Source organism: Streptomyces sp. NPDC059679 (assembly GCF_042734105.1).
Taxonomy (GTDB): Bacteria; Actinomycetota; Actinomycetes; order Streptomycetales; family Streptomycetaceae; genus Streptomyces.
In genome coordinates this window covers 395114-420857 of sequence record NZ_JBHWES010000003.1, presented here as the reverse complement: position 1 = coordinate 420857, position 25744 = coordinate 395114, and the positions used below count along the sequence as shown (strand labels likewise).

21 protein-coding genes and 13 pseudogenes are annotated in these 25744 nt (G+C 68.4%); 19 read left to right on the top strand and 15 right to left on the bottom strand.

Annotation, left to right across the window (positions count from 1 at the left end; all coding sequences use genetic code 11):
* Positions 1-42: 42 nt before the first annotated feature.
* On the bottom strand, positions 43-582 hold the full coding sequence (locus ACFV2X_RS06845; protein ID WP_385612326.1) for a VanZ family protein: 540 nt from the start codon (positions 580-582) through the stop codon (positions 43-45).
* 107 nt (positions 583-689) lie between these two features.
* Here ACFV2X_RS06845 and ACFV2X_RS06840 point away from each other — a divergent pair, with 107 nt between their 5' ends.
* Entirely contained in the window at positions 690-845 is a 156-nt protein-coding gene (locus ACFV2X_RS06840) for a hypothetical protein (protein WP_385612323.1), read from the top strand.
* Between the two features lie 22 nt (positions 846-867).
* Here the strand turns inward: ACFV2X_RS06840 and ACFV2X_RS06835 are convergent.
* Both ACFV2X_RS06835 and ACFV2X_RS06830 read right to left on the bottom strand, forming a co-directional pair.
* Positions 868-1388 (bottom strand): annotated as a pseudogene (locus ACFV2X_RS06835) (transposase family protein); the annotation flags it as partial.
* Between the two features lie 39 nt (positions 1389-1427).
* A complete protein-coding gene (locus ACFV2X_RS06830) occupies positions 1428-2129 on the bottom strand; it encodes a 2-phosphosulfolactate phosphatase (protein WP_385612320.1) in 702 nt (233 codons plus the stop codon).
* 693 nt (positions 2130-2822) lie between these two features.
* Here ACFV2X_RS06830 and ACFV2X_RS06825 point away from each other — a divergent pair.
* Positions 2823-4299: pseudogene (locus tag ACFV2X_RS06825) on the top strand (Tn3 family transposase); the annotation flags it as partial.
* 119 nt (positions 4300-4418) lie between these two features.
* Here the strand turns inward: ACFV2X_RS06825 and ACFV2X_RS06820 are convergent.
* Positions 4419-5057, bottom strand: a pseudogene (locus tag ACFV2X_RS06820) (HD domain-containing protein).
* 103 nt (positions 5058-5160) lie between these two features.
* Between ACFV2X_RS06820 and ACFV2X_RS06815 the strand changes: the two are divergent.
* A pseudogene (locus ACFV2X_RS06815) lies at positions 5161-6127 on the top strand (GlxA family transcriptional regulator).
* Positions 6128-6562: 435 nt separating this feature from the next.
* Here ACFV2X_RS06815 and ACFV2X_RS06810 read toward each other — a convergent pair.
* Positions 6563-6820, bottom strand: a complete 258-nt coding sequence (locus ACFV2X_RS06810) for a nuclear transport factor 2 family protein (protein WP_385612317.1) — start codon at positions 6818-6820, stop codon at positions 6563-6565.
* Between the two features lie 112 nt (positions 6821-6932).
* A complete protein-coding gene (locus ACFV2X_RS06805; protein ID WP_385612314.1) occupies positions 6933-7373 on the bottom strand; it encodes a VOC family protein in 441 nt (146 codons plus the stop codon).
* 199 nt (positions 7374-7572) lie between these two features.
* On the opposite strand from ACFV2X_RS06805, the gene ACFV2X_RS06800 reads away from it, so the two are divergent.
* The 5 genes and pseudogenes from ACFV2X_RS06800 to ACFV2X_RS06780 all read left to right on the top strand — a co-directional run bounded on the left by ACFV2X_RS06800 (position 7573) and on the right by ACFV2X_RS06780 (position 10101).
* Positions 7573-7752 carry a hypothetical protein gene (locus ACFV2X_RS06800; protein WP_385612375.1) on the top strand — a complete coding sequence of 60 codons (180 nt, stop codon included), beginning with the start codon at positions 7573-7575 and terminating at the stop codon, positions 7750-7752.
* Between the two features lie 8 nt (positions 7753-7760).
* Positions 7761-7907 (top strand): annotated as a pseudogene (locus ACFV2X_RS06795) (thymidylate synthase); the annotation flags it as partial.
* Between the two features lie 526 nt (positions 7908-8433).
* Positions 8434-9288, top strand: coding sequence for a hypothetical protein (locus ACFV2X_RS06790; RefSeq protein ID WP_385612311.1), 855 nt, complete (start codon positions 8434-8436; stop codon positions 9286-9288).
* Between the two features lie 89 nt (positions 9289-9377).
* Positions 9378-9521 (top strand): annotated as a pseudogene (locus ACFV2X_RS06785) (IS5/IS1182 family transposase); the annotation flags it as partial.
* Positions 9522-9630: 109 nt separating this feature from the next.
* The gene (locus tag ACFV2X_RS06780; protein WP_385612308.1) at positions 9631-10101 is read left to right on the top strand and encodes a hemerythrin domain-containing protein; all 471 of its coding nucleotides are present in this window, start codon (positions 9631-9633) and stop codon (positions 10099-10101) included.
* 45 nt (positions 10102-10146) lie between these two features.
* On the opposite strand, the pseudogene ACFV2X_RS06775 reads toward ACFV2X_RS06780, so the two are convergent.
* Both ACFV2X_RS06775 and ACFV2X_RS06770 read right to left on the bottom strand, forming a co-directional pair.
* Positions 10147-10288: pseudogene (locus ACFV2X_RS06775) on the bottom strand (IS5/IS1182 family transposase); the annotation flags it as partial.
* Positions 10289-10292: 4 nt separating this feature from the next.
* A pseudogene (locus ACFV2X_RS06770) lies at positions 10293-10608 on the bottom strand (transposase); the annotation flags it as partial.
* A gap of 538 nt (positions 10609-11146) precedes the next feature.
* Here ACFV2X_RS06770 and ACFV2X_RS06765 point away from each other — a divergent pair.
* A pseudogene (locus tag ACFV2X_RS06765) lies at positions 11147-11329 on the top strand (hypothetical protein); the annotation flags it as partial.
* A 339-nt stretch (positions 11330-11668) separates the two neighbouring features.
* Here ACFV2X_RS06765 and ACFV2X_RS06760 read toward each other — a convergent pair.
* Complete coding sequence (locus ACFV2X_RS06760) at positions 11669-11953, bottom strand: hypothetical protein (protein ID WP_385612373.1); 285 nt, start codon at positions 11951-11953, stop codon at positions 11669-11671.
* A 947-nt stretch (positions 11954-12900) separates the two neighbouring features.
* Between ACFV2X_RS06760 and ACFV2X_RS06755 the strand changes: the two genes are divergently transcribed.
* Positions 12901-13227, top strand: a complete 327-nt coding sequence (locus ACFV2X_RS06755) for a hypothetical protein (protein WP_385612306.1) — start codon at positions 12901-12903, stop codon at positions 13225-13227.
* Between the two features lie 572 nt (positions 13228-13799).
* The gene (locus ACFV2X_RS06750; RefSeq protein ID WP_385612303.1) at positions 13800-15281 is read left to right on the top strand and encodes a WD40 repeat domain-containing protein; all 1482 of its coding nucleotides are present in this window, start codon (positions 13800-13802) and stop codon (positions 15279-15281) included.
* 341 nt (positions 15282-15622) lie between these two features.
* Here ACFV2X_RS06750 and ACFV2X_RS06745 read toward each other — a convergent pair whose 3' ends face one another.
* Positions 15623-16510 (bottom strand): LysR family transcriptional regulator, encoded by an 888-nt coding sequence (locus ACFV2X_RS06745; protein WP_385612300.1) that lies wholly within the window; start codon positions 16508-16510, stop codon positions 15623-15625.
* 70 nt (positions 16511-16580) lie between these two features.
* Between ACFV2X_RS06745 and ACFV2X_RS06740 the strand changes: the two genes are divergently transcribed.
* From ACFV2X_RS06740 to ACFV2X_RS06730, 3 genes and pseudogenes are all read left to right on the top strand, one after another.
* Entirely contained in the window at positions 16581-17177 is a 597-nt protein-coding gene (locus ACFV2X_RS06740) for a short chain dehydrogenase (protein ID WP_385612297.1), read from the top strand.
* A gap of 292 nt (positions 17178-17469) precedes the next feature.
* Positions 17470-18072 carry an SMI1/KNR4 family protein gene (locus ACFV2X_RS06735; protein ID WP_385612294.1) on the top strand — a complete coding sequence of 201 codons (603 nt, stop codon included), beginning with the start codon at positions 17470-17472 and terminating at the stop codon, positions 18070-18072.
* A gap of 139 nt (positions 18073-18211) precedes the next feature.
* Positions 18212-18388, top strand: a pseudogene (locus tag ACFV2X_RS06730) (transposase); the annotation flags it as partial.
* Here the strand turns inward: ACFV2X_RS06730 and ACFV2X_RS06725 are convergent.
* A pseudogene (locus ACFV2X_RS06725) lies at positions 18385-18697 on the bottom strand (transposase); the annotation flags it as partial. The pseudogenes ACFV2X_RS06730 and ACFV2X_RS06725 sit on opposite strands and share 4 nt — an antisense overlap.
* Positions 18698-18918: 221 nt before the next feature.
* On the opposite strand from ACFV2X_RS06725, the pseudogene ACFV2X_RS06720 reads away from it, so the two are divergent.
* Positions 18919-19686 (top strand): annotated as a pseudogene (locus ACFV2X_RS06720) (squalene/phytoene synthase family protein); the annotation flags it as partial.
* 112 nt (positions 19687-19798) lie between these two features.
* Positions 19799-20413: a polyprenyl diphosphate synthase gene (uppS, locus tag ACFV2X_RS06715; protein WP_385612292.1), complete on the top strand. Its 615-nt coding sequence runs from the start codon at positions 19799-19801 to the stop codon at positions 20411-20413.
* Between the two features lie 40 nt (positions 20414-20453).
* Here the strand turns inward: uppS and ACFV2X_RS06710 are convergent, their stop codons facing one another.
* Positions 20454-21113, bottom strand: coding sequence for a hypothetical protein (locus ACFV2X_RS06710; protein WP_385612289.1), 660 nt, complete (start codon positions 21111-21113; stop codon positions 20454-20456).
* Between the two features lie 364 nt (positions 21114-21477).
* Entirely contained in the window at positions 21478-21801 is a 324-nt protein-coding gene (locus ACFV2X_RS06705; protein ID WP_385612286.1) for an SDR family NAD(P)-dependent oxidoreductase, read from the bottom strand.
* 66 nt (positions 21802-21867) lie between these two features.
* Here ACFV2X_RS06705 and ACFV2X_RS06700 point away from each other — a divergent pair.
* Positions 21868-22032 (top strand): annotated as a pseudogene (locus ACFV2X_RS06700) (tripartite tricarboxylate transporter permease); the annotation flags it as partial.
* 6 nt (positions 22033-22038) lie between these two features.
* On the opposite strand, the gene ACFV2X_RS06695 reads toward ACFV2X_RS06700, so the two are convergent.
* Positions 22039-23136, bottom strand: a complete 1098-nt coding sequence (locus ACFV2X_RS06695) for an aldo/keto reductase (protein ID WP_385612283.1) — start codon at positions 23134-23136, stop codon at positions 22039-22041.
* Between the two features lie 207 nt (positions 23137-23343).
* On the opposite strand from ACFV2X_RS06695, the gene ACFV2X_RS06690 reads away from it, so the two are divergent.
* Positions 23344-24234: an AraC family transcriptional regulator N-terminal domain-containing protein gene (locus ACFV2X_RS06690; protein ID WP_385612280.1), complete on the top strand. Its 891-nt coding sequence runs from the start codon at positions 23344-23346 to the stop codon at positions 24232-24234.
* Between the two features lie 182 nt (positions 24235-24416).
* Here ACFV2X_RS06690 and ACFV2X_RS06685 read toward each other — a convergent pair whose 3' ends face one another.
* Positions 24417-24635, bottom strand: coding sequence for a hypothetical protein (locus ACFV2X_RS06685; protein WP_385612278.1), 219 nt, complete (start codon positions 24633-24635; stop codon positions 24417-24419).
* A gap of 445 nt (positions 24636-25080) precedes the next feature.
* Here ACFV2X_RS06685 and ACFV2X_RS06680 point away from each other — a divergent pair, with 445 nt between their 5' ends.
* Positions 25081-25572, top strand: a complete 492-nt coding sequence (locus ACFV2X_RS06680) for an ATP-binding protein (RefSeq protein ID WP_385612367.1) — start codon at positions 25081-25083, stop codon at positions 25570-25572.
* The last annotated feature ends 172 nt before the right edge of the window (positions 25573-25744 follow it).

Here is a 25744-nt window from a genome sequence, read left to right as displayed (position 1 = left end):
CAAGACGGCAACTACGGCAGAAGCACAGGTCAACGCAGCTTTTCAGCTGGACATTTTCACGCGAACTGTTCTGGCCACTTTCACGCGAGTCACCACCAGCGCCGCGAACCGCATCGGGGCGAAGAACCCCAGCGCCGCGAAAATCAGCAGGTTGCCGACGATCCCGCCCGGCCCCATCGTGACCAGGTCCCGCAGCGGTACCAGGCTCACCCGGCGCGGAGCGGTGCCGGGCTCGGCGCCCGGCATCATGGTCATCCATAGGAACGGCACCGTCCCGTGAACCATGCCCACCTCGGCCAGCGACATCCGCCACGCCGATGCGAAGCCGGCGGCACGCCGACAGTGTGCCAGCGCCCACACCACCAGCGCGGCCAACGGCAGCGCGACCAACGTGATGAGCACCACACCGTTGAACGTATCGAAGCAGCCGTGCCACCGCCCGGCCATGCACATCGGAGCCGCCATCATGAGCGGCCGCCACACGACGAACACAGCGCTCGCCATGCCGAGGATCGCCAGGCTGAGGAGCACGATCCAGCGCGTACGGCGGAGCGGTGCTGACAGGGATGCGTGGTGGTTCATGCCCCCATTGGAGACGGAGGGCCGTTGTGGTGGCGTATGCGATTTTCGATACGCCCGCGATACCCGTAATCCCTGGCATCACGGAATCGGCGCAAGGTGACAGTGAGATGGCCCCGCCGCTGGTGATCGCGCCAGCCCAGCTACTGCAGGTGCTGGACGACTCGTCCGTGAACATCGCACTGCCAAGCATCCAGGACGAACTCGCCGTCACGCCCGCGCATCTGCCCTGGACCGTGAACGCCCACTGGACCGTGAACACCTGAAGGCTGTCACAAATGGGGCAAGATAGCCGCCGTCGGCGAGGCTCGGAGCCCCGCGACAGGCCCGGGCAACCCCGGATTCGATGAACGCCCGGCAGTCGTTACGGCTGCCGGGCAGCGGGATGGCCGCCACAAGGCGGCTGTTGGCGTTGATGACGACCTGCAGGTTCGTCGAGTACAGGTAGTTCTTGCTCGATGCGGAGATACCGCGGTCGTCGCGGGTTGGCACCAGCGCGCCATCCACGATGTACACGGTGTCCTTGCGCGGCCGGTGGGTCGGCGAGATCGCCATGAGTGGGGCGACACGGTCCGGGATCCGATCGGCCGCGGACTCCGAGATCCCGAACAGCGGCTCGACCTGCCGCAACGTGAGGTTCGCCCGCCAGTATGTAGCAATCAGCAACACCCGGTCCGCCGGCGACAAACGCCACGGACGCCCCGCTGAACATCACCGCCACAGCGACGCAACAGTCCCACCAGCTTCTCGAACTGCGACTGGCTCAACCCGCAGAACGGCTCGATCCACTTCGGATCATCCGAGCGGATGCCGACTCTCGCATGGCGAGAGTCGGACCTCACCAGCGATCAGATCGAAGCCTCGTCGGTCAGCGAAGGCACCGCGCACGGACGGAGGGCCATGAGCGAGTCTTCCAAGGCCGCCACCATGGCAAAGGGAAACCGGTCAAGCTCAAGACAGAGTGCGACGTCATCAGGATGGACTCCTTGGCGCACACCCTCCGCCAACTCGGCAGCGGCGCGCGACTCGCCGGCGCGGCGAAGGAACTCAGCTGCATCCGTTCCAGTCTCGGTGGCCCTGCGAGCAATGTATTGAGCGCACGCCAGATCTTCATCGGCGTGCCCGTCGTCGCCCGTGACCACGAACGTGACACTGTCACACTCGCGTGTCCGCAAGAGCCGCGCCGTTGCCTCCGCCACCACGAAGCTGGCGCACAGCACCAGCGACGCCTCCTTGACCGCGAGGGCGCCGACCGTCCCTGCCGTGGTCTTCTGCACAACGGTCCGTCCGCCAAGGTCAACAGATCGCAGCAGGCCCGGCGAGTTGACAGTGTCGAACCCGGGCGTCGGCGGACCGTCTTTGAGCGCCACCCAATCCGGGTGGCGAGCCTTGAGCGCCAGGGCTTCGTCCAGCGACTCAGCAAGAACGATCTTCTCCGCCCCCTGGGCAAAGGCCCAGGCGGCCACCGTGAAAGCACGCATGACGTCGACCACGACCGCCACGGACGGGGCTTCGACCAGCTCAGCGATGCCAAGGAAACGGGCGTCCATCCGGTCATGATCGCGCATGCCCGACCCGAAGCACCCAGAGGGTGGTAGGCATCACATCGACGGTGTCGGAATGCAACACATCCCGCTGCCTGCGTCGCGAAAGAGTCCGCAGTTACGACGCTCAATCGCCACACGGGGTCACCCGCGCACAGTCTCTGCGGACACAAGTCATTTCTTCGCGGCCGAGATCATCAACGGCGGCCTGCCGATCCACATCGGCGCTGCCCTTCTCGGACCCCTGAATCTCCGGACGACACAGGGGTATGTCGCGGTCTTCGCCGAGGGCATCGTCAAGCACTACCACGAGTTCTTGAACCACCGCCGAGCCATGCGTACCGAACACGAGTACGTCGATGTCCCCCGAGGAGTAGGCAGAGTTCGAGGAGCACCGCGACAAGCGCAAGGTCGAGCTCGGCAACTGCGCTCGCCCCTACGGATCGCCCTCTCAGCACGGGCACGCTTGCTTCCGATGCCCGATGCCGCGGGTCAACCCGAAGATGCCGCCGCGACTCGCCGAGATCGAGAAGGACTTGATCCTCCACCACAAGCGAGCCGAAGAAGAGCAGTGGCTCGGCCAGATCGAAGGCGTCGGCATGACCCTGACCTTCGTCCGCACCAAGCGAGCTGACGCAGCTCGCCTGACACGCCAGGTACCTGTCTCCCTCGGCATCCCGACCACCCGCCCCCAATGGCGCGCAGCTCGGCATCGAGGACCCGTCGGAGTGAAGCGGTACACCGAGCGGCGGCAGACGCTGCTCCATCAGCCGGTGGGCTGGCCGCGCCGTCACCGGGTGCCGCTGCGCGGTGTCTCGATGCCGGCCCGGCAAGGTGTCCGAGGCGAGAAAGGTCGCGGAGAAGCGCCTGCACGCCAGGGTCGCCGAGGCCGCCCGCCGGGCGGACCCGGCACTGCCCGGGCACCTGGTGGCGACGCTCGTGACACCGGAGGCCGCGCGGTTCTCGGAGCTGGAGCGGCTGCACCGGCCGCCGAAGCGGACGACGGGCACCGCGCTCGCCCGCGCGCTGGAGAGGGTGGACGAGTCGGCACGTTCCAGCTCGGGCGGCTGCGGCTGTCGCAGATCCCGCCGAACCGGCTGGCTGGGCCGGCCCGGTACGCGCTCGGGTCGAAGGGGCTGCTGCTGGAGCGGGCCGCGGAGCCGAAGCGTACGGCGATGCTCACCGCGGTGATGCGCCATCTGGGGGCGAAGGCGGTCGACGAGGCATTGGAACCGTTCCAGGTCCTCATGGCTACCCGGCTGATCAGCACGGCGAAGCGCGCGACGGAGAAGGAACGGCTCTCGACACTGCCGCAGTTGGAGAAGGCGTCGAGGACGCTTGCCCGTGCGCCGAAGGTGCTGTTCGAGGAGCACGGCGCGAACTTGGACGTGGCCGCACTCCGGGCGGCAGTAAAGGAGGTCGCACACCGGGCCGCGGTGCTGTCCTCGGCAGCCACCCTGGTGACCCTGTGCCCCGAGGACGCAGACGAGGACGCGGCCGGGACAGCTATGCGGTCGGCCCTGGCCACCCGGTACGCCACGGTCAAGCCGTTCCTCGCGCTGCTGGGCGAGTCGAAGGCACTGAGCGCGGCCACGGGCGGCGCCCCGGTGCTGGCCGGGTACGCCGCCTCCCGCCCCGGCCCGGCGGGGGCGAGCGTCAAGCCGCTGCTGCCGCGTGAGGTGGACGACAAGTTCGTGCCGCCCGCGTGGCGCAAGGCGGTCCACGCCAGCCCCGACCTGCCGCAGGGGTCGGTCGATCCGGGACGCGTACGTGGTGTGGTGTGCGTGCTGGAGCGACTCCACCGCGCCCTGATGCGCCGCGACGTGTTCGCCGCGCCCTCGCACCGCTGGTCCGACCCCCGGGCCGGGCCCGGCTGCTGGACGGCCCAGAGTGGGAGGCCGTACGCGAGGACGTCCTCGCCGGGCTGAGCCTGGAGATGCCCATCGAGGAGCACCTGGCGGAGCTGGTGCGGGGCCTGGACGCGGGCTGGAAGCAGCTCGCGGAACGCCTCGCGGAGGCGGGGGCGGCCGCGAGGGCCAACATCGAGACGACCGAGGGCGGCCGGGTGAAGCTGAACGTCGACAAGCTCGGTGCGCTTGGCGAGCCGGGGTCCCTGGCCCGGCTGCGCAGCCGCGTCGAGAAGATACTCCCGAAGATCGACCTGCCGCACCTGCTCGGGCGGTACGCAGGTCGTTGAAGGCAGCCGTTGAGCCGATGGCGGGCCGGCATGTGGGCGGCCCGCCCGCACGTCTGTCGTTCGTACGCGCCGAGCTGCGCTGTCCGTAGCAGAGGGCGTCATTCGGCCCAGTCGAAGCCCTTGATGACGTCGACGAAGTCGCCGCGGCGAAAGCCGGGGACGAAGTGGGCGAGGACGTCGGCCTTGACGTTGCCGAACGTGGTGTTCGGGCGGTCCTTGATGCCCTCGGTGCACACGGCGAGGATCCGGTTTCTTGAAATCGGGGCGGGGATGGGCGGCGATCACCGCAGCGCGCTGCTCGTCGGAGACCGCGTGGTAGCCGATGCCCAGGACATCCAGTTCCACGCCGCGGGTGACCAGGGCAATCTCGGGCGCCATGTGCAGCGGGATCTCCGGGGTGGTGTGCAAGGCGATGGCCGTCCACACCCGCTCGGCCGGCTCACCGGTGATGCCGTGGGTCTGCAGGAAGCGGCGGGCCTCGTCGGCGCCGTCGATCTCGAAGCGCTGGTCGGTACGGCGAAAGCGTTCCGTCAGCCCCAGGTCGTGGAACATCGCCCCCACGCACAGCACCTCAGGGTCGAAGTCCAGCCCTTGCTCGGCGCCGCGCAGCGCCCCGAACAAGAACACCCGGCGCGAGTGGTCGAACAGCAGCGGCGGGCTGACCTCGCGCACCAGCTCGGTCGCCTCACGCGCCAGGGCGCCGTCCGGGATCGCACACTTGCGATCGTCTCTCTCATCAGGGTTTCCTCTCCTTGGCACCTGATCGATGGACTCCTCCACCTCGCCCGTGCCATAGGCTGGCGCCGTGTCTGTCCAGCCACATGAACCACAGATTCAGACATGACGCATCGGATCGCCTTCCTCGTGTTCGACGGCGTGACCCTGCTCGACGTCAGCGGCCCCCTGGAGGTGCTGCACCAGGCCGGCCGACTCGGGCACCCCTACACCTGTGCCCTGGTCCTGCCCCGCGGCGGGGACGTCACGACGTCCAGCGGGCCGGTGCTGGCGGGCACCACCGCCGCGGCCGATGCCGGGCCCGTCAGCACCCTCGTGGTCGCCGGGGCCGACCACCTCGCCGACCAGGGCCCCAGGAGGAACTGCTGGCCGCGGCCGACGCCCTCGCCGCTCAGACGGCACGGGTCGACTCGGTCTGCAGCGGCGCCTTCGTCCTGGCCGCACTCGGCCTACTCGACGACCGCTGGGCCACCACCCACTGGCGCCACGCCCGCGCCCTCGCCCGCCGCCACCCTCGCGTGCACGTCGAACCAGACGCCCTGCATATTCATGACGGCCGCTACATCACCTCAGCAGGCATCAGTGCGGGCATCAGCCTGGCGCTGGCGCCGGTAGAACACGACCACGGTCCCGACACCGCACGCGAGCTGGTCGTGTTCATGCAGCGTCCCGGGGCCAGTCCCAGTTCTCCACCGCACTGGCCACCCCACCCGCACGCAGCGACCTGCTGCGCACGCTGACTGTCTCCGTGCTCGCCGATCCCACCGCCGACCACAGCCTGCCCGCCATGGCCGCATCCGCCGCCGTCAGCACCCACCGCCCGCCGGGACGGCCATGACCGGCTGTTCCAGACCGAACCGCACACCACCCCCGCCCGCTGGGTCGAGCGCGTGCGTCTCGACCGTGCCCAGCGACTCCTCCTCGACGGACCCAGCATCACCTCCGCCGCCCACCACAGCGGCCTCGGCAGCGACGAGACCCTGCGCCGCGCCTTCGCCCGCCATCTGGGCTCACGCCCACCGAGTACCGCAAGCGCTTCACCACCACACACGATCAGGCCCCGCTGTCGTGACAGCGCTCCAAGGCCGATGGCCTCGACTCTCGCAAATGACCGGATGCGAGAGTTCTGCGAGAGTTCCGGAGACGACCACGTTTCCTCAGGTCGCCACTCGCAGAAGGTTTCTCGAAACCGGCGCGTTGTGCGAGGCACCGGTCCGTCCTTACAGAGCATCGCATCCGTGAGCTCGAACAGCGCGTCACTGCGCCGGATCAGGCACGAGTAGAAGTCGTCCCGGAAGTGTGACACGAAGTCGAACGCGTCCCGCCGGGCATCGTGGTGCAGCAAGCTCACCTCTGCGGCGTCCACATGAACGTGGTTCCGTGGCGGCACGCATGATCATGCGAAGGCCGTCCACCCTGCCCGGCGAATCCCCGGACGAGTGAGCGCGTGCGATGCGACGTTCGAGGCCGGAGGTTGAAAGACAAACTGAGCGAGACCGCCGGACGATCAGTCGCCGAAGTAGGCCTTGGCGACGGCGTAGCTGTCCTCGTAGAGGTGGTACCGGGTGATCCGCCCCTCCCGGACCGTAGTGTGCAGGGCGAACTCGGTGTCGATGTCCCGGCCGGTCTTCTTGAACTCGGAGACCATGCGCCCGATGAGCACCAGATCGTCGCCCTCGGCGATGACCTTGAGGAGGTCGAACTCCTTGGCCTGAACATGGGTCTGCAGCAGCTCGAGGTCGGATATGCGGCGCAAGCCCATCACGCCCTGATTCAAGAGCACCCTCAGGCCGTGCCGACATGCGTGGCAGCCGAAAGTTCAGCCGGCGCGGGGCCGGGATCGCCTGCCCTGTGGGTGCACGCCCCTTTGGCGGCCTTCAGCTGAGCTGCTCGGCGAGTCCGACGACGATGCCCTCGGGCCCGCGGACGTAGCAGAGCCGGTAGACGTTCTCGTACTGCACGATCTCGCCGACGAGTTCGGCACCGTGGGCCCGCAGGCGGGCAACGACGTCCTCGATGTCGTCGACGGCAAACATGATGCGCCGAAGGCCGAGCGTGTTCGCCGGCGCTTCTTTCGGCTCGGGGGCGATGGCCTTTGGCCTGTGGAACTTCGCCAGCTCTACTCGCCCGTGGCCGTCCGGGACCCGCAGCACGGCGATGTCCTGCCGGACGTCATCGAGCCCGATGACGCGCTCCGCCCCGCGCCATTCGAGTGGCCCCTTACCCTCGAGCTCCATGCCGAGTTCGACGAAGAACGCAATGACGGGCTCAAGGTCGTCGACGACGATGAGGACGTTGTCCATCCGCTGGATCGTCACGCTGGGCCTCCTTCGTGTGGCACGGCCACGGTAGCCGCCTCTGCCCCCTGAGACGGAGCTGCCGAGCCGTCCTCGACATCCTCGGCCACATCCCCTTCTGAACCGCAGGGTTGTTACGAGTCCCCCGCCCGGGCCGATGAGGTTGCTGCCTGCACGTCGAGGATCTGTGGGCCCCGACCGGGACGCCGACGCCCGATGTATGTCCGAAGACCGGCCGGACTCGCTGCCCTACCCGCGGACCGAGGGGATGCCCGAGGAGAACACCCGCCTGCCGGCCAACCCGCTTGCCCCGCCCGAGGACAGCGAGCACCTGGACAGCTGGAACCTGCGCCAGCTCCGCCACAGCACCCTCACGCACGACGCCGAGAGCGGCACCTGAACCCCGATGCTGCCGTGTACGAACTGCTGTGGTTCCTGCGAGGCGACTCGAACATCGGCTGGCTACAGGAACACGGCATCACCATCTGAGACGAATGGGCCGACGCCAACGGCGAACTCGGTCCGGTCTACGGCGCAACGTCGCGCCAAAAGCCCCGCGGTGTGAACCTCGGGCCGATCCGGGCGCAGACCCTCGATGACGTGATCGGCGGTGCGCGGACGATGCGATCCCGGGCGTCGGTCCGCCCGCAGTGCGAGCCTCCGGCTTCTGGCGCACTCATTGACTTCGGCGCCGGAATGTGGTCAAGGGCTCCCCCTTCCATGACCTCATCGCTACCCTGAACGGGGGGGGCGAGAGTTGCTGCGGACGGGGGGCCGGATGGCGAGTTGGGCGACGTTCACCTGCCGGTGCGGCCATCCGCGCTACCGTCATGGCGACCCGGTGTTCTCCGGCTCCTGCACGGACGACTGCTTGTGCACCGCGTTCGGGGTACCCGCGCCAAGGCCAGGATACTGGGATCCCGAGCCGTCGGCGCCCAAGGCGGACCGCACCCCACATCCCGCCTGCCCATTGCAGGACCCGGACTGCCAGGGTTTCCACTTCCACCGCTTTGTGGACGGATGACGGAACGCAGCGTGCCACGAGTCGCTGTGGCCGCGGCCTGATGGCAGGGGTGTCCAGATGGCGGAGATCGAGGGTGCGCGCCAGGAGTTGGACCGGGCGGCCGAATGGTTGTGTGCGGAACTGCACCGGCTGGCCGCGCAGCTCACTCCCGCCCAAGATCCGGACCTCTACCTGCCCTCTGATCCGTTCATCGTCGACTGGCACGAGCCGTTGTTGTACCAATACCATGCCACCGCCCGTATCGAACACCCGACCGAGCACTACGACGCCACCCTGGCCACCCGCGCGGCATCGCTGCTCACCTCGGCGGGCTGGCAGGTCACCGACGACGTGACAGATGCGGGCAGCGACACGGAGTTGACCACCGTCACCGCCGACCGGGACGGGTTCCGGGTGCGGGTGCGCATCCAGCGGGGGTACGGAGGGGGCGTCTACAGCGGGCAGACCCCTGCGATGGCGCTGTATACGCCTGAGCCGTTCGTCCGCCCGGACCCGGTACGCACCCCGGAAACGGTGCGAGGGGGCTATGTGCTGTGCGACGAATGCGACGGACTGGGCTGGTGCCCCGTCTGCGAGGGACGTGGCTGGTGCCCGAACGAGCAACACGGCCGCGAACGCTGCCCGGAATGCTACAAGGACAGGCTCTGCCCGATCTGCCAGGGCGCCGGAGAACTGGAAATAGCCCACCTACCGGCCTGGAAGCGCGACCAATACCCCGAACTACGAGCGGTTGCCAGCAGATTCGACCCGCCGGTGCCCCGGGATCCAGGCAGCAGCCCACGCAGCATGGAGGACGCCGACCAGGCCAAGGCGGCGCCAGTCCCAAAGGAGCGCGTTACAGATGAGCATGAACGGGGCGACCCTTGGCGCGGATGCCGGCCCCCCTGCCGGCCCCAGACCAACCCTACCTAGGCGCACCAGGACCACGATGTGCACGTGGTCCTCCAGCCCGAACCCGCCCAGCTGTCCGCCGGTGACACCCGGATGTACTGCGCAAGCCGCATGACAGCCAGGCCCTGATCCCGCTGGTGAAAGGGACACCTCCCGTCCGCTCGCGCCGCGGCGCGCGTCGACGCCGATCTGCCAAGCTCCACGCGGACAACGGATACGACTACGTTCACCTGCGGCGATGGTTAACCCCGCGGGTGCGGTAGTGTGTCGGAAGCGTCGCGTGCCGGTGGCAGACCGTGTCAGGCATGGAGGCGCCGGATCAAAGGGGGCCGACGATGTTTTCGTCGCATCCTTCGCTCGCGCGTGACTGAGCGCGAGACGACCAGGCTCGTTGCGTGGAGCCAAGAACTCCGTAGGGTGCACCACCAACTACGGGAAGCGCTGTACGTCACCCGCGCCTCCCTCGCCGACGGCACCCCCGGTGAGGCCGCCACCCGTGAACTGCTGCTGTACTGCCACAGCTTCTGCACCGCTCTCGACGGCCACCACCAGGGCGAAGACCGTACTCTGTTCCCGGCCATCGCAGCCGCGCACCCAGAGCTGCGCCCGGTGCTCCGCTCGCTTGAGCAGGATCACTCGATGATCGCCCACCTGCTCAGCAGCCTCCGTACCGCGGTCGACCGGGCCGCGCCGCCTGAGGAGCTTGACCGCCACCTCGAAGGCATCGCCGCGATCATGGAGAACCACTTCCGCTACGAGGAGCGGCAACTGCTCACTGCGCTCGAAACCCTTGAGCTGGCGGCCGTACCCCGAGAGGTGCTGGGCCCGATATGATCCTGGACCTGAAAGTGGGGGCGGTGGTGACCGCCACCCTCAGATTCAGCGACTCGGAGTGCTGGATCAGCCGTTCGTAGTCGTGTGCGTGTCGACGGACATGCATGATCCAGACAACCGACCGCTCGACCACCCAGCGGCGGGGCAGAATGACGAAGCCGGGAGTGTTCGGCGGCCGGTCGACGGTTTCCCGCCGGAACCAGGCGGCCATCGGCCGCCCTCGGTAACGGCACGGAAACCAGGGCTCGCCGCAGTCGGCTTACGTCGATCCCTCCGGGGTTGAGGACCGCGTATAGGGCCGCCAAGTCCTCGGCGGTGTTCTGGCGCCAGGGCAAACCCGACCAGGGTCTTCACCGGCCCATCCGAGCAGAGCATCGCGTCGGCCAGCTCGAACAGCACATCCTCGCGCGCGGTCGGACAGACGTGGAACTCGGTCTGGAACCTGGACAACACGGTCAGGGACTCGACGCGGGCAGCGTTGTACAGCAGGCTCACCCTCACCGCCATGGCATGATCAACAGCTTCTCGACGGCGCACACGATCACACCAAGGCCACACCACTGTCTCCCTGGGGCCAACCTTCTGCCCGGACCATCCGACGAAGGTAGCCTCTCGGTCATGAGCTGGGACGAAGGACGCCTGCTGGCCTTGGAGACCGACGCGAACCACGGTCTCGCGCCGACCCTCGGCACCTCCCGAGCGGTCCTGAGAGATCCTTCGGTACTGGCAGTCTGGGCATGGTCCCCCCGAGCACATCTCCTGGCGCTCGCCCCTGGACTCGCCCTTCCCAGCACCAGCGACGCTGACCAGGAGTACAGCCCCGGCCGGCTACCCGACGCGCTGAACCACCTGACCGCGTCTCTCAACCGGGCGAGTGTCCGTGGAGGGTGGCCTGTGCTTCGTCTTCCCAGACCGTCTCACCCTCCCCGGCCCAGCCCCGCTGTCCGTCATCGTCTCCACCACCGACGGCCAGAGCGCCGCTCAGCAACTGATTCGACCCGATAACTGGCAGCCCGGTGAGTGGAACGAACTGATCAACGGCCACATGGGTGAGTGGGCCATGGCCGTCCACGACCGGGAGCCTGTGTCGATCTGCTTCACTCCCGTATCGAACGCCTCTACCGCAGAGGCGGGCATCTGGACCCGTCCCGACTTCCGCGGCAAGCGCCTCGCCCCGGCCGTCGTAGCCGCCTGGTCCCGGCGCGAACACCGCAACAAGACCGTGCTCTTCTACAGCACCACCGCGGATAACCACGCATCCCAGTCAGTCGCCCGCACTCTCGGTCTCACCCCGCTGGGTTGGATCTGGACCGCACGTCAAAAGACAAGCTGGCACCCCCACATATCGCGCCCAGGTCGGAAACACTGTTCAAGAGTCGACCCCAGCCTCCCCGGCCCGCCGGCCGGCCACCGATCCAACGTGGCCGTGTCCAGCGGCCGGGCCCAGCCGTCAACACGATGCCCGGGTAAGAATCCGGCAGCGGCTGAACTTCACAGGTACCTGGTCTCAAGACCCCGAGGACTTTCAGCCGCAGTCGGGGCGCACCCACGTTGCGGAGGGCTGCACCTACGCCGCCCCGCCGGTCGTCGGGTTCGCGGGCGGCGGCAGCGGCCGCACCTGGGCCGCGCGGGAGCGGGCCAGATCCTCGCGATGGCGGCGCCGGTCGCGCCACCAAGCCAGCCGGTCCTTGGATGTCCGTGGCAGCGACGCCTGAAGGGCGAGCGCCAGGCCACCAGGCAGCGAGCCCGGCAGCGCCGCCCACCAGGGCGCCGCGGCGAGCACGGGCGCGGCCGGCGGTATGACGGCACCTGCACCGAGCGGGGGCAGGACACGCGGGCGCCGCGACGTCATCGCCGGCCCTCCGCAGTTTGCCGGGCCGCCGCAGCCCGCGCGGCATGCCGGCTCCGAGGCGCTTGAGCTTGCGGCGCACCCGCTCGCCATACACCACCGGGTCGGTGGCGCCCGGCCAGGGCAGCCGCCTCTGCCCAAGAGCCCACCTGTTCATGCGCCCAGGTCAGGGCAACTCGCCGCTCTGTGGGAGCGAGAGCGCTGAGCACCGTGTACAAGCGTGGGTCCCCGGAGACAGCGCCGAGTGCCAGTTCCTCCGGATGCGGTCTGCCAGCGACCAGGGTGTGAAGTGTGAGCCCGTCGCCCAGCGGCGTGTCCAGCAGCAATATCCGAGAGCGCCCGGCCTTGCCCTGCCACATCGGTATGAGCTGACGGTGGGTGGCTCGGGGCCTCGCGCACCAGCACGTTCAGTGCTGTGGGTTCCAGCGTGGCTGTCTCCCCCAGAGTCGACGCCCACGCGCCCAGGAGAGCCGTCGCGACGGTCTCAGCCCATCCCGACCAGAGCCCCAACGAAGCGCAGTATTTCTGCAGATGCTGCTCGTGGCCTCGGAGCGCAGCCTCCCGGGCCACCAGTGCCCTCATGGTGACAGGCATCGCGAAGTGCCTGTCCTCGGCCTTGCACTCGACGACGGTGGGCAGGTCAATGCGGTCTTCCAAATACCACCGGAGGCTGTTGAACAGCGCTGGTGTTACCTCAGAGGACGCCTCCCGAACTCCAGGCTCTTCAGCAACGTAGAGCTACCGCGCCGTCTGGACCCACGTGGTTTGACCGCCGTCGGGATCCCACGGATTGCTTACAGACCGCCACCAGTACGTGTCGCGAAAGAATCGCCGTGCTCCGGAGAGCAGTGACCCGAAACCGCTCGGAGATTCGGAGATGGGCGCCGCCGTATCGGCGTTGCCGATCTCTGACCGTGACACTTCATCCAAATGTGCGTCAGAATCGAATCGTGAAGTGGATGGACAACGCCCGCCAGAGGCGGCAGGAGGCCGAAGAGCTTCGTGACAAGGCACTGGCGGCCGTCGAAGCCAGCACGCTCTGCCATGAGTCGCGCCCGTACACGCAGGGCAAAGTCATTTGGGGCGCCGTGCGTTCCTCGATGGAAGGCGCCTACGAGGCCCTTCTGATCGAGGCGTATAGCCTTGGCTACAACGCGGTGCTGGGTGTTGGTTTTACCTCCCCCGCTCAACCACCAGGCGGCGGCAGCGGGTACAGCAGTGTGAACTTCATCGCCTACGGGACTGGTGTGACATGGACGAGCGACAGTTCCGCTTGATCGATCGACACCAGGAGTACCTGCGGGAGCCGAAGTCGTGGACCGTGACGGTGTTTTGGGGTGCACGAGTCCGCCGACGACCGCGGCCTCTCGGGGCGAACCGGGCCACCTGCCGATTGCTGTCCGCGTTGCCGTCGCCGGTGAGGACCTTGACCGCGACAAGGCGGTGGGCCTTGGGGCCATGTGCCTTCCCAACCTGCCCGCGCCCGTCGGCCCCGATCAGCTCAACGAGCCGGTAGCACCCATCCAGCACCGCCCTCGTCGGCTCCGCGAGGAGGATGGACCGGCGCCGCCGGCGCCCTGCGGACAGCCGGAGTAAAGAACATCGCGGCCGGCCTCCGCCGCAACGCCCGCGATTCCCGTCGCCCCCTCGTCGTCCTCGGTCTCGTGTGATCACCAACCGAGTGTCACGTCACCACGCCGAGGCCCTGTCCTGGGAGAACCCGTGTGTTCCGTGTCAGTCTCCCGGCGGAACCACCTTTCCCGATCCCATCTGAAATCGTGGAGGTTGCAGCCCTGAAGTACGCCGGCGCACACTGACCGTCCGCTGGTTTCGAGACGAGGGAGAGCCTTTGTCCATCCGCCCCTTCTACGGCGTGCGAGTGCTCGCCCTGGCCCCCGACCGGCGGCGTGTGAGATTTCGGATCTTCGTTGTCGACTACGACGTCGAGCGCCGGTGGCATGCCGAACTGCCGGGAGACCCCGGCTTTTTCCTGTCGCTGCTGTGGCAGAGCGCGGACGACGGCGGCGGTTCCCTCGGCGATTTCTTCACCTGGCGGGAGCTCGAGAACGACGGCTGGCTCGCCGTGAACACCCGGTGGTTCGTCGAAAGCGTCGAACGTGTCGACGTCCGCAACCATCCGCCGTCCGACGAGGACTGGGAGCACATCCAGGCCCTCCAGGAGGAGGGGACTCACCAACGAGACGACAGCTGGCCGGATGAGGACCTTCTCGTGCAGGCCGACTACGAGGTCCAGGTCACCGACCAACGCTGGCTGGAGCATCTGCGGCCCGGCCTGAGCTGGGAGACCGGATATTACCCGGACCCAACCCATCGGTTGCGCTCCGAGGATGCCCCACACGTACCGGATCTCACGGAACCGGAGGCCGTCCTCACTCCGTTCGCCGACTCCGATTATTCCGACTACGTCGTGGTGGCGGCCTTCTCCGACGACGGCCGCTTTCTCGCGGTCACCAGCGAGGACGGCGAACTGGCCGTTTACGACATGGACAACCTGTCCGTACGCCTCCACGTGTCACCTGTCTCGGCCGGCCGGGACATCATGTGGGTACCCGGGCGGCATGTGGTCACGCTCAAGGAGGAAGCGGTCGACGAGGTTCGACCATGGGCCTACGACCTCGACGCCGACGCTGAGACCGACATTCCGGTGGAGCCGGGCCGCGTACGCTCGCGCACCGGCTGCTTCCGGGTCGAGTACGGTGACGGCGGCCGGGTGGACTTCGTCTCCGGGAAGTCCTCGCCCGATCGCACCGTACGGCTCGGCGACGAATCCTCCGGCTGGGTCCGGGGCGTGGCATTCGGCGCGGACGAGACCCGGATGTTCGTAGCCTACGAGTCGAAGGTGTACGTGATCGAGCCCGCCACCGGCAGGATCCTGGACGCGATCACCGTACCGGGCGACTGGCTGAACTCGCTGGCGGCGAGCCCGGACGGTGCGTACCTGGCCGTGGCGACGGAGGACTGGAACGATGAGCGCAAGTGCACACCCGACATCTACCGGGTAGCCGACCGTGAACTCATCATGCGACGCCCGGCAACAGATCGCTTGACGGCCGGGGTCCGTACCCAAACCCTCGCCTGGTCGCCCGACGGTGCCCGGCTCGCGGCCATCGTCGAGAACGAAATTCACCTCTTCCGCGTCGGCCTGCCGGACGAGCCGCCATCCAGCCTCAGGCTCCCGGCGCCGAACCATGATGCCCGGAGGAAGTCCGCGCCCGAACCAAGTGGCCAGAACGACCCACCGGAGCCCAAGCCGGCCATTCGACCGCACATGAACACCACGCCGGACGTCTCGGTGCGTCCGCAGAAGTGACAGCGGACTGAACGCCCAGCACTACACAGATCTGGCCGCCGCGATGCCTCCGAAGCTTCGACGCAGTCCGTACCCGCCGCCGGCGGCGCCGCTGCGGTGTTGCTGGTCGAGGCGGGTGTGGCCGGGCCGGGCGGCAGGAAGCGGATCATGCGGACCACCGCCTGACACGCCGCCTCACCCGCGGTCGCCGTCCCCGGTCGAACACGATGTCGTCGTTCGCCCAGGCCGCGTGATCAGCCTTCCCTGGATCCGGGCCCCCGCCCTTCCGGACCGCCGACGTCGGCACAGGGCACCGATGTCCTGGCAGGTGGAAGGCGGTGGCAGCGGAGGCGGCCTTGGGGTCATCTGTCCTCTTCCGCCTCCGGCTTTGGCCCGGTGGTGGCAATCACCTTCTGTAGGTGGTCGATGAAGGCGCTGGTGGCGGGATGAGTCGGGGAGCGTGGCCGGACCAGGCGCACCGTCACCGGAGCGGCATCCGAGATCGGCAGATAGGTGACACCTGGATGCGGATGGCTGTGCTCGGTGCCCTGCGCGGTGACACCGACTGCGTCTCCGGCGGCGATCGTGGTGAGCCATTCGTCGACGTTGGCCACCTGGAACGTGCGGGGTCGCCGGCCGCGGGGCCACAGATCGGCCGTGGCGCTGGCGGCGGTGGAGCAGAGCACGACCGGCTGGTCAATGAGGTCCGCAAGGTGCACGGCGGAGCGGAGGGCGAGCGGGGTGCCCTCTGGCACCGCGGCCAGACGACGCTCTTGGTAGAGCTCCTGTGACACCAGATCCGCATGGGGCGACGGCAAAGTGCGCACGATGGCGGCATCCAGTTCCCCACGACGCAGCGCTGCTTCGGGGTCCGCGGGCCGATGCACTCTCACCGGGGTCTTCGGGTGTTGTTCGCGCCAGGCGCGCAGCAACGGCACCGTGCGGTCACCAAGTGCCGCCCAGGCAAAGCCGACGCGCAGCGTCCGTGGCTCCGCCGCAGCCTCCACCAGTGCGTCGTCCAGTTGGTTGAGGATCAGGTGGGCACGCTCATGCAGCAGGCGGCCGGCATCGGTGAGCGCCAGATGACGGGTCGTGCGCTCCACCAGTTGTGTGCCGATCCGGCGTTCCAACTGCTCCAGGGTTCGGGAGAGCGCGGGCTGGCTGATGCGCAGAGCGACTGCGGCACCGCTGATGGTGCCCTGGTCACCGATGGCGGCAAGGGCCCGCAGATGCCGCAGCTCCACATTCATAGCCACCAAGCATAAGTACTGCACAAACGGTATTTCCCCCGCCCTTGGCCCCGGGCCTAGCGTGGCCGGCATGAAGATTCTGCTCATCGGCGCCACCGGCACGCTCGGTGCGGCCGTGCACAGGGAACTGTCCGAGCGAGGTCACGAGGTCCTGGCCGTCGCGCGCAGCGGCGGCGACCTGCGCTGCGACATCACCGACCCCGACCAGACCGCCGCGATGTACGAGCACGCCGGCCGCGTGGATGCGGTGGTCAGCACCGCCGGTGACGTGCCGTACAAGCCGGTCACCGAGATGACGCCCGAGGACTATCTGTCCGCCTTCCGCGGCAAGGTGCTCAGTCAGATCGACCTGGTACGCCAGGGAGTCCCCCGCATCGCCGAGCGCGGCTCCTTCACCCTGATCACGGGCGTGCTGGCCCGCGAGCCCATCCGCACGGGCAGCGCCGCCTCCATGGCCAACGGTGCCGTGGAGGCCTTCGTACGGGCCGCCGCCATCGAGATCGCCCCGCAGCGAGTCAATGCGGTCAGCCCCACGGTCTTCACGGAGAGCCTCGGGGAGTACGGGGCCTACTTCCCCGGCATGCAGTCGGTCGACCTCGCCCGGGTCGCCCAGGCATACGTCCGCTCCGTCGAGGGCGCCCAGACCGGGCAAATCTACGCCTTGTGAGGCGCCTTTCCTGCCGACCCGGAGGATGCGCTCTCCCTGGGGTGTCACGGCAGCTTCACGCAAGTTGGTCAGCGTGGCGGTTGGTAATGGAGCATCAGATCGCAGTTGGCGCAGACATGCGCTGAGCGTGCTGCTGGGCAGGTTTGGAAGCGTTGGAGACAGGAGAGACCCGTCGTCTGCGGCCCTGACTGCGGCCATCGGTACACATTGGGTCGTGATCAATGGGTGGTCCAGGTGAGAGCTTGTCAGCGGGCAGGGGCCGGTGTCATCCCTCGCGGCTATGGTCCAGGCCATGACCGATGATCAGATTCGGATACGGGCTGAACAGACCCTCGTCGCCTGGGCGCGGATCGAGACGTGGCTGAAGGAGCATGCGCCCCACACCTTCCAGCGGTTGCCCGCGCCCGCGACGGAGGGCGAGGTCCGCTCGCTGGAGCAGGATCTCGACTTGGCGGTCCCGGCCGATGTGCGCGCCTTCTATCTGGTGCGCAATGGCACGGGGCCAGCCTCGGATTTCGGCTGGCCCGCATCCCCCGATGCCCCCGAGCCGACCGGATACTTCCTGCCCGATGGCGAGGGAGTCGGCCCCTTGGAGAACCTGGGAGCGTGGTTCGAGGGCCCGCTCGCGGCCGCGCACCTGGAGGACGAGCCTGGACAGCGGTACCTGCCGATCACCACCATCGACCCGGACGGCTTCTACGGCAGCTTTGTCGACTGCACCCCCGGCCAGGGGTACGGGCTGCTCGGCACCTACGCCGAGGCTGAACTTCCGAACCCGGGGAGGGCGACCTTCGCCGCATACCTGACCGAGGTCGCCAACGCGCTGTGCGAGGGGCGGGGCTTCGGGGACGACAACGCGCCGCGCGTGATCGACGGGCGCCTCGACTGGCAGTAGGCGGGTTACCTGCTCGCCGACGGCGGCGGGGCGCGGGCCGCCCGTCGTCCACAGTCAGGGCGTCCAGGGCGCGTATCGAGTCGTGAGCAATCTGTCGATTCGCCCTCGTGGTGAGGCATGGACCGGTAGATCTTCTTCCATGACGCGAGTGCAGCTGACGGACGCGGAGTGGGAGTCCATCGGGCCGTACCTGCCGATCGGCGAGTACGGCCCGTACCCCGAGCGGCTGCGGCCGCAGTTCGAGGGCGTGATCTGGCGCTTCAAGACCGGCGGACAGTGGTGGGAGACGCCGGAGGAGTTCGGCGCCTGGTGGACGTCCACGGCCAGCACAAGCCGTCCGCCGGGAAACCGGGGCATCGGTATACCCGCCAGCAGGGCCTCCAGTCTGCCGTTGTCCACTCGGCCGCGGTTGAGGCCGCCGTACAACGCGCCGCGCCCACGGCGATGCTCGGGCAGCAGCGTCAGGTCTACCGGGGACTTCGCTGCCACGCCCGCGCACAGAAGCGCGTCCGTCAGCTCGAAACAGCTCATCGCGCCGGGCGGTCAGACGCTCGTAGAACTCGCCCCGGACGCATGATGCTTCCGCGAACGCTTCCCTGGGACCGGCGTCAGGCAGCAGACTCACCCTCACGGCCTTCGCCGCGCTCACCAGCTACGGCCCGGTGTGCTCCCACTCTGCGTCCGTCAGCTGCGCTCGCGTCACGCAATCCGCACTACCGCCCCGCCATGAGGGCGATTCCCGCCGATTGATCACAGGTATCAAACCTTGCCGACCAGGCCGAACGCCGGGATCCGCCGCCGACCCGTCTGAAACAACGCCCGCCGCGAGACCTCGTCGGTGCCGCGGTGAGCAGTTCGCCACCGAGGGGCCGGTGGATCGTTAGTGCTGGCGGCGACCGCTGGCCGTGGCGGCCGGAAGGGGAGGTCCGGAAATGGTGGGGAGCGAAGGGGCGTTCGGCGGCTCGCCGGAGCTGCGCGAGGCGTACGAGGTGTGCGAGACCGAGGTGCGGCAGTTCCTGGCCGCGCTGTGGACGGCGACCGACACTCTGCCCGCGGCGGTCCGGCCGTTTGTCCACGCGATTCACGGATGGACGGTGCGGACGGACCGGATCGCCGACGGGGGCTCGCCCGAGGGCCGCCAGGAGCGTTTCGCCCGCTGGCAGGCCGATACCCTGGCCGACCTGCGATCGGGGCGCAGCGCGCATCCGGTGCGGCGGGCGTGTGGACACGGTGCGCAGGTGGAATCTCGAGCAGGCGCTGATCGAGGAGTATCTCGACACCGTGCGGGCCGACTGCGCGGGGGCGCCGGTGTTCGAGACCTTCGCCGCCCTCCGGCGCTCCTACCTGCGAGGGATTGCGGGTGCCGTGGCCGAGCTGTGGGCGCCCCTGCTGGAGCCGCGCGGCCCCGAGGCCCTGCGGCTGGTGTCGGCGCTGTTCGAAGCGTGCCAGGTGGCGGACATGTTCGAGGACCTGCCTGCCGACCTCGCGGCAGGCCGCTGCTGCCTGCCGAGAGAGGACCTGCGCCGCCTCGGGCTGGAGGTCGGAGACCTGCGAAGCGGCGTACACCGGCAGGCGATGGACGCGTTCGTGGGCGTCCAACTCACCCACTGGCGCGGGCTGCTGGATGAGGCCGTACCGGTCACCGGGATGGTAGGGGTGGAGTACCAGCCGTTCCTGCACACCCGTCCGCCAGCACCTGGGAGCGCAACAGCGTCGCCTCGTCGTAGTGCAGCTGTGCGCCGAGCAGGACATCTATACGTTCTCCACGGAGAACTGGGGCCGCTCGCCGGAGGAGCTGGCAGCCCTGTTCGACACCCTTGCCGACGGGATCACCCAGGGTGCGCAGTGGCTGCACAGGCTCGGCGTACAGGTGCGCTGGTGCGGGCGACGCGACCAGATCGACACCTCGCTGGCGTCGGCGCTCACGCTGGTGGAGAGCATGACCTGCAACAACGATGTGCTCACGTTCACCGTCTGCGTGGACTACGGCGGGCGGGAGGAACTCACCGCCGCCGCCCGTGCGCTGGCCGCCGAAGCGGTGGCAGGCACAATCCGCCCCGCGGACATCGGCCCCGCCGACCTCGCCCGGCACCTGTACGTGCCGGAACTCCCCGATGTCGATCTACTGGTCCGCACCTCCGGTGAGCAGCGGATCAGCAACTTCCTGCCCTGGCACCTCGCCTATGCCGAGCTGGTTTTCGACCCCATCCTCTGGCCCGACTACGACCTGGCCCGGTTACGCGACGCCGTCACCGCCTACGCGGCGCGCGAGCGCCGCTTTGGCAGTCGTGGTGGCCTGCCCGCTCAGACCGGCCGTGAGAGGCCGGCCCGGACCGGCTGAGCGGTCCGGGCCGGCGAACTGTCAGGGCGTCGGGGGTCACTCACCCTTTCGGCGGCGTGTACACGCCCTCGGCGGTCACGTGCGCCAGCACCGTGTCGGTGGTGAAATCAGCGTCGCCGAAGGTGTTGCTGAAGGTGTTACTGAACGTCTCCACCAGCTCCGGCGTGGGCCGCAGCGGCACATCCGTCATCCGGACTTTCATCGGCTTGCCCAGCGGCACGCTCTCCGCCTTCAGCACTCCCTTGTCGAGACCCGGCCGGACCACCGCCTGGTGCCCGAGGTCGGCTCCGTTGACCACACACTTCCCGGACGCCGGCCCGTCCCGAAGAACACCCGCCAGGCCGGTCACCCGCACGTTGCCGTCCGGGGTGCGGATGTCGACTCCACCGTCGAGCCGACGGTCGCCGTGAGCCTTCGACGGGTCGTCCGCCGACGGGTCACCCTGCCCGGACCGCACCGGGAACCGGATTGCCCTCCCCTGGGCGTCCTGCACCAGCTGGGCCGGTGCCACTGCCTCCACCACCGCCTGGAAGCGGTCCAGAAGCGCCTGGGCCTGCTCGGTCCAGCGGACCTCGGCCCAGCCCTCGGAGACCGTGCCCAGCGTGCCCGGCGCGGCGGTGGCGGATGCCGCACCTGTGAACTGGGCGAGTAACGGCGCGGCCATGGCCGCGCCCAGCACCGAACGTCGCTTTGCGCTCATCGATGTGCCTCCATCCCTTCTCGGGCCGCAGACCACGGCCCGGGGGTGGGATCATCAGGCCACACGGCCACCCCGGCGATCGCGACAAAGAACAAACCACTCAAAAGCGCGACAGCCAACGCCAACACACTTCACCCCCACCACGGTGACCTCAGCCTCCCCACCCAAACCCGCGAGCCGAGTTGGCGGCTCACGCCACCCTGCCGGGCGGGACTCAATGGAACCGACCGCAACACGCAACTGCCCCCGTCTCGTTTTCCAGAGCTCGCCGACCGCAAGAACACCATGCCCGGGATCGCTGTCACGCTGCGCGAGGCCCAACTGACGGCATGCCCGAACTGCGCAAGCGCAGCGGGGTCGTCTGTTACGGGACTCTGTAGCCGCCGCCGACGGTCGGGGCCGTTCCGGTGATGAAGCTGGGGCGCAGCTCGTACTTCATCGACAGGAACATTCCGCGGACGTTGATGGCGATCATGTGGTCGAGCATGTCGGTCGGGTAGTCCTGGGTGAGTTGGCACTCGCCGTCGTAGCCCGCGTTGTTCACCGCGATGTCCAGGCAGCCGGTCGCCGCGGCCGCGACCTGGACGGCCCGCTGGATCTCGGCCTCGTCAGTCATGTCGGCGACCACGTAGCGGGCCGAGCCGCCAGCGGCCTGGTGGAGTGGCCGGCCGGGAGCGGTGATGCCCACGGCTGTTCCACCGGCCCATTGCGCGGCCCGTTGTGTTTGCCGGGGCGGGCAGCTGTGGCGGGTGTGGTCGGCGAGGCGCTGCGGGTGGCCCCGCACCTGCGCCGCCGCCCCGACGAGCCGATCCCGGTCGGCCGCCCCTGGCTCGGCAAGGCCGAGCTGCGCCGTACCTGGAAGCCCTGGCTGCGCGGCCCGGCGATCAGCTTCCCGCTCGGCGCGATCCCGGCGGGCGGCCTGGGGTCAGTAGCGGACGGGGCTGGCCTCAAGCAGCGGGGAGAGGGCCGAAGGGATGCCGTCCACGGTGGCACCGGCGAACTGGGCCATGCGGGCCAGCGTCCGATTGTTCACCGCGGGGAAGTTGAGGGTGGGCGCGGATACCTCCTCCAGCGCGGCACGCTGCGCATCGGTGAAGGTGACATCGAGCGCGGCGAGGTTCGCCTCGAACTGGTCCATGCGGCGGGCGCCGATCAGGGTGGAGGTGATCGGGGTGGAGGTGATCGGGGTCCGGCTCTGGACCCAGGCCAGCGCGGTCGCGGCCGAGGAGGCACCGATCTCGTGGGCGACATCGTTGAGCGTGTCGATGACGACGTAGTCGCTCGGGGTGGGCCGGCCGACCAGGTGCGCACGGGTGGTGTCCACGTCGCCGGTCGTGGTGCTGGAGTACTTGCCGGACAGGAACCCGTTCTTCAGCGGGCTCCAGGCCATCACACCCATGCCCAGCGCCTGGGCCATGGGGAGCAGCTCGCCCTCGGAGGTCCGCTCAAGCAGCGAGTACTCCAGTTGCAGGGCGGTGACCGGGGACCAGCCGCGGAAACGGGCGATGGTGGCCGCCTCGGCGGTCGCCCAGGCCGGCACGTCGGAGAAGCCGACGTAGCGGATCTTGCCGTCACGGACCAGATCATCCAGGGTTCGCAGGGTCTCCTCGACAGGGGTGGTGGGGTCGAAGTTGTGCAGCCAGTAGATGTCGACGTAGTCGGTCTGCAGGCGGCGCAGGGAATTCTCCAGCTGCTGCACGATCGCCTTGCGGCCGGGCCCACCGCCGTTCGGATCCCCCTCGTAGAGGTTGAAGAAGAACTTGGTGCCCAGCACCACACGGTCACGCAGCCCGGGGCGGCTCGCGAAGTAGTCTCCGACGATCTTCTCCGAGTGGCCGTTGGTGTAGATGTTGGCGGTGTCGATCGAGTTGCCGCCGCGCTCCAGATAGGCCGTGAGGATGGCGTTCGACTCCTGCGCGCTGGTACCCCAGCCGTGGTCCTCCCCGAAAGTCATCGTGCCCAGCGTGAACGGGCTGACCCGCAGCCCGGAACGGCCAAGAGTGACATACGTGTTCAAAGACATCTGCAAGCTCCAGTCAATCGGTCCGGGAGCGCAAGCTCCCGTCAATGGGTCCGAGGGGGGCTCTGGAGTGCCCTCCCGGATGCCTCCATTCGACCGCCCGCTCCCCCGGATCTCCTAGACCAATCCACGCAGACCCTTGCACGATCCGATCAAATCTGATCGGAATATGAGTTCCCGGTGTAAGTGTGTCCGTGGTTCAGTGACGGTATGGACTCCCTGAACGAGCTGCGCCGCCGTATCGCGCGACTGGCGCACGGCACCCAGGGCCCGTCATGGACCGAAGGCATCGTCGCGCTCTCCGCAGACGGGCCCACCATCGAGCTCGGCACGGTCACCGAACCCGTCTTCGCCCTCGTCGCCCAGGGCACGAAACATTCCGTACTCGGCGACCGCGTCTTCGACTACCGGGCCGGCCAGTACCTGGTCGTGACCATCGACCTGCCCCTGATCTCACAGATCACCCAGGCCAGCCCCGACGAACCCTTCCTTGCCTTCGGACTCCCCCTCAACCCCCACACCATCGCCGAACTCCTCCTCGAAGCAAGCCCCCCGCCAAAACGACCGGAAGCCGACGTAGCCATCGCCACCAGCGACGCCGACACCGACCTGATCGACGCCGTCGTCCGACTGCTGCGTCTACTGGAAAAGCCCGACGACTTCCGAGTCCTTGCGCCAGCGGTCATGCGGGAAATCCACTGGCGGCTGCTGACCGGCCTCCAGGGCGGCCTCGTCCGCCAGGCCGGGCTCGCCGACAGCCGGCTCACCACGGTGGCGCGCGCGGCCCGGTGGCTGCAGACGCACTACGACCAGGCCATCCGTATGGACGACCTGGCCAGCCACGTCGGGCTCAGCGTGCCCTCCTTGAACCGCCACTTCCGCGCCGTAACAGCACTGAGCCCCCTGCAGTACCAAAAGCAGATCCGGCTCCAAAAGGCGCGCATGCTCCTGATGGCCGCACCCCACGACGTGGCCGCGGCCGGACACGCCGTCGGCTACGACAGCCCCTCCCAATTCAGCCGCGAATACCGGCGCATGTTCGGAACCCCACCAAGCCAGGACGCGGAACACCTGCAGACCACGGCCACCATCAAAGCCTAGAAGAAGAACCCCACACACATCGAATGTGGATCGCAGTTCATTCCGCCGTTCCCCATCAACCGCATAACCCGCCCACACGGAAGGCCCTCGAACCCGTCGTCTTACGGGCTCGAGGGCCTTCCTCATGTCAGCACAGCGCCTGACCGCGTCTCCCCAGCGCGCCGATGCGGGATCGGGGCGCGTCAGTCGGCGTCGGTGCCGTTGCGATTGACGAGCTGCAGCAGCAGCGCCCTCAGCTCGTCCTGCCCCTTCTTGAGCTCCTCCTGGCCCTTCTCCAGCCGGTCCAACGACGCGGTGTGGTTGGCCAACGCGATCGTGTGCTCGGTCTGCCTGTCGATCACCCGCTGCAGCTTCTCATTGAGGATGCGGGCCATCTCCTGGCTGATCGGGTCTTCAGGCATCCGAGGTTCCTCGCTCGCGTCTCGTTCCGGATCATGTGTCTGCGGATAGCTCCGGCCTTGATTATCTCAGGGGAGGCAAGGTGGCCGGTACACCCTGCCGCCCCTCACATTGCCGCCCGCGGCCTGGCCACCGAGCGGAGCCCAGCCCTTCGCACCCGTCGGGGCCCGGCAGCGTCTCGGTTTCTCCCCGCGCGGTCCAGGTCCTCATCTCATGGCGACGACCGTCGACTTCCTCGATCATGCGGATGACCACGGTCGGGCTGCCACCGTACAGCCCGACCCACGCCCGGTAGGTACGCAGGGCGGTAACACCAGAAGCCCAATCCCCGGTGACGGCCGGGCCGTCTGCCTCGAACTGGAGCATGACGCGGTACGTCACTGCGCGCTGCCCGAGTCCTGGGCCCGAGCCGCCGAGCCTTGGCCGGTTGAGGTCAGGCGGAAAACGATCATACGTTCGATTATAGGCGAGCTCGTGCAGCAGCTGATCCCGGTTTCACGGGTGTTCGACGCCGCAAAGGTCGGCGAGACACTCATGGACATCAGGCCGGGGCTGCCCGGGACGGACAACTTCCAGCACTGGCCGCCGTGGCGGCCGCTCGTCGTCGAGACCGCCCGCCGCGTACTCGACTACACCGGCGGCACTCTGGTGATCCCCATGACTGTCCTGGTCGAGCAGTACTGGCGCGAGATCAGCACGGGCCTCGCCCGACATGCCATCCCGGTTCGGCACTTCGTTCTCCATGCCGACCAAGACACCCTGCGTGGGCGCATCGAGGGGGACACTGTTCTTGGCCCCTCCCCTTTCCGCCTCAAATACCTCAAGCCATACGCCGAGGCGGCCCGCACGTGGCTACACGCCGAGGCCGAGGTCGTCGACACCACACACCTCACGCCCACCCAGGCCGCCCTACAGATCGCAGAGGCCGTCAAGAGTTGAGGTCCGCCCGCCAGCGAAAACTGCCGCAGGTGGCAACAGGGAGTGACCTTCGGCCAGGTAGAGCGCGCGACTCTCGCAGATCGTCGAGCTGCGCAGCCCGCCCGGACTGGGGTGAACCTGGCACCAACAGACGTGATCACGCACCTTCGCAATGACGTCGAAGCCGCAGTGG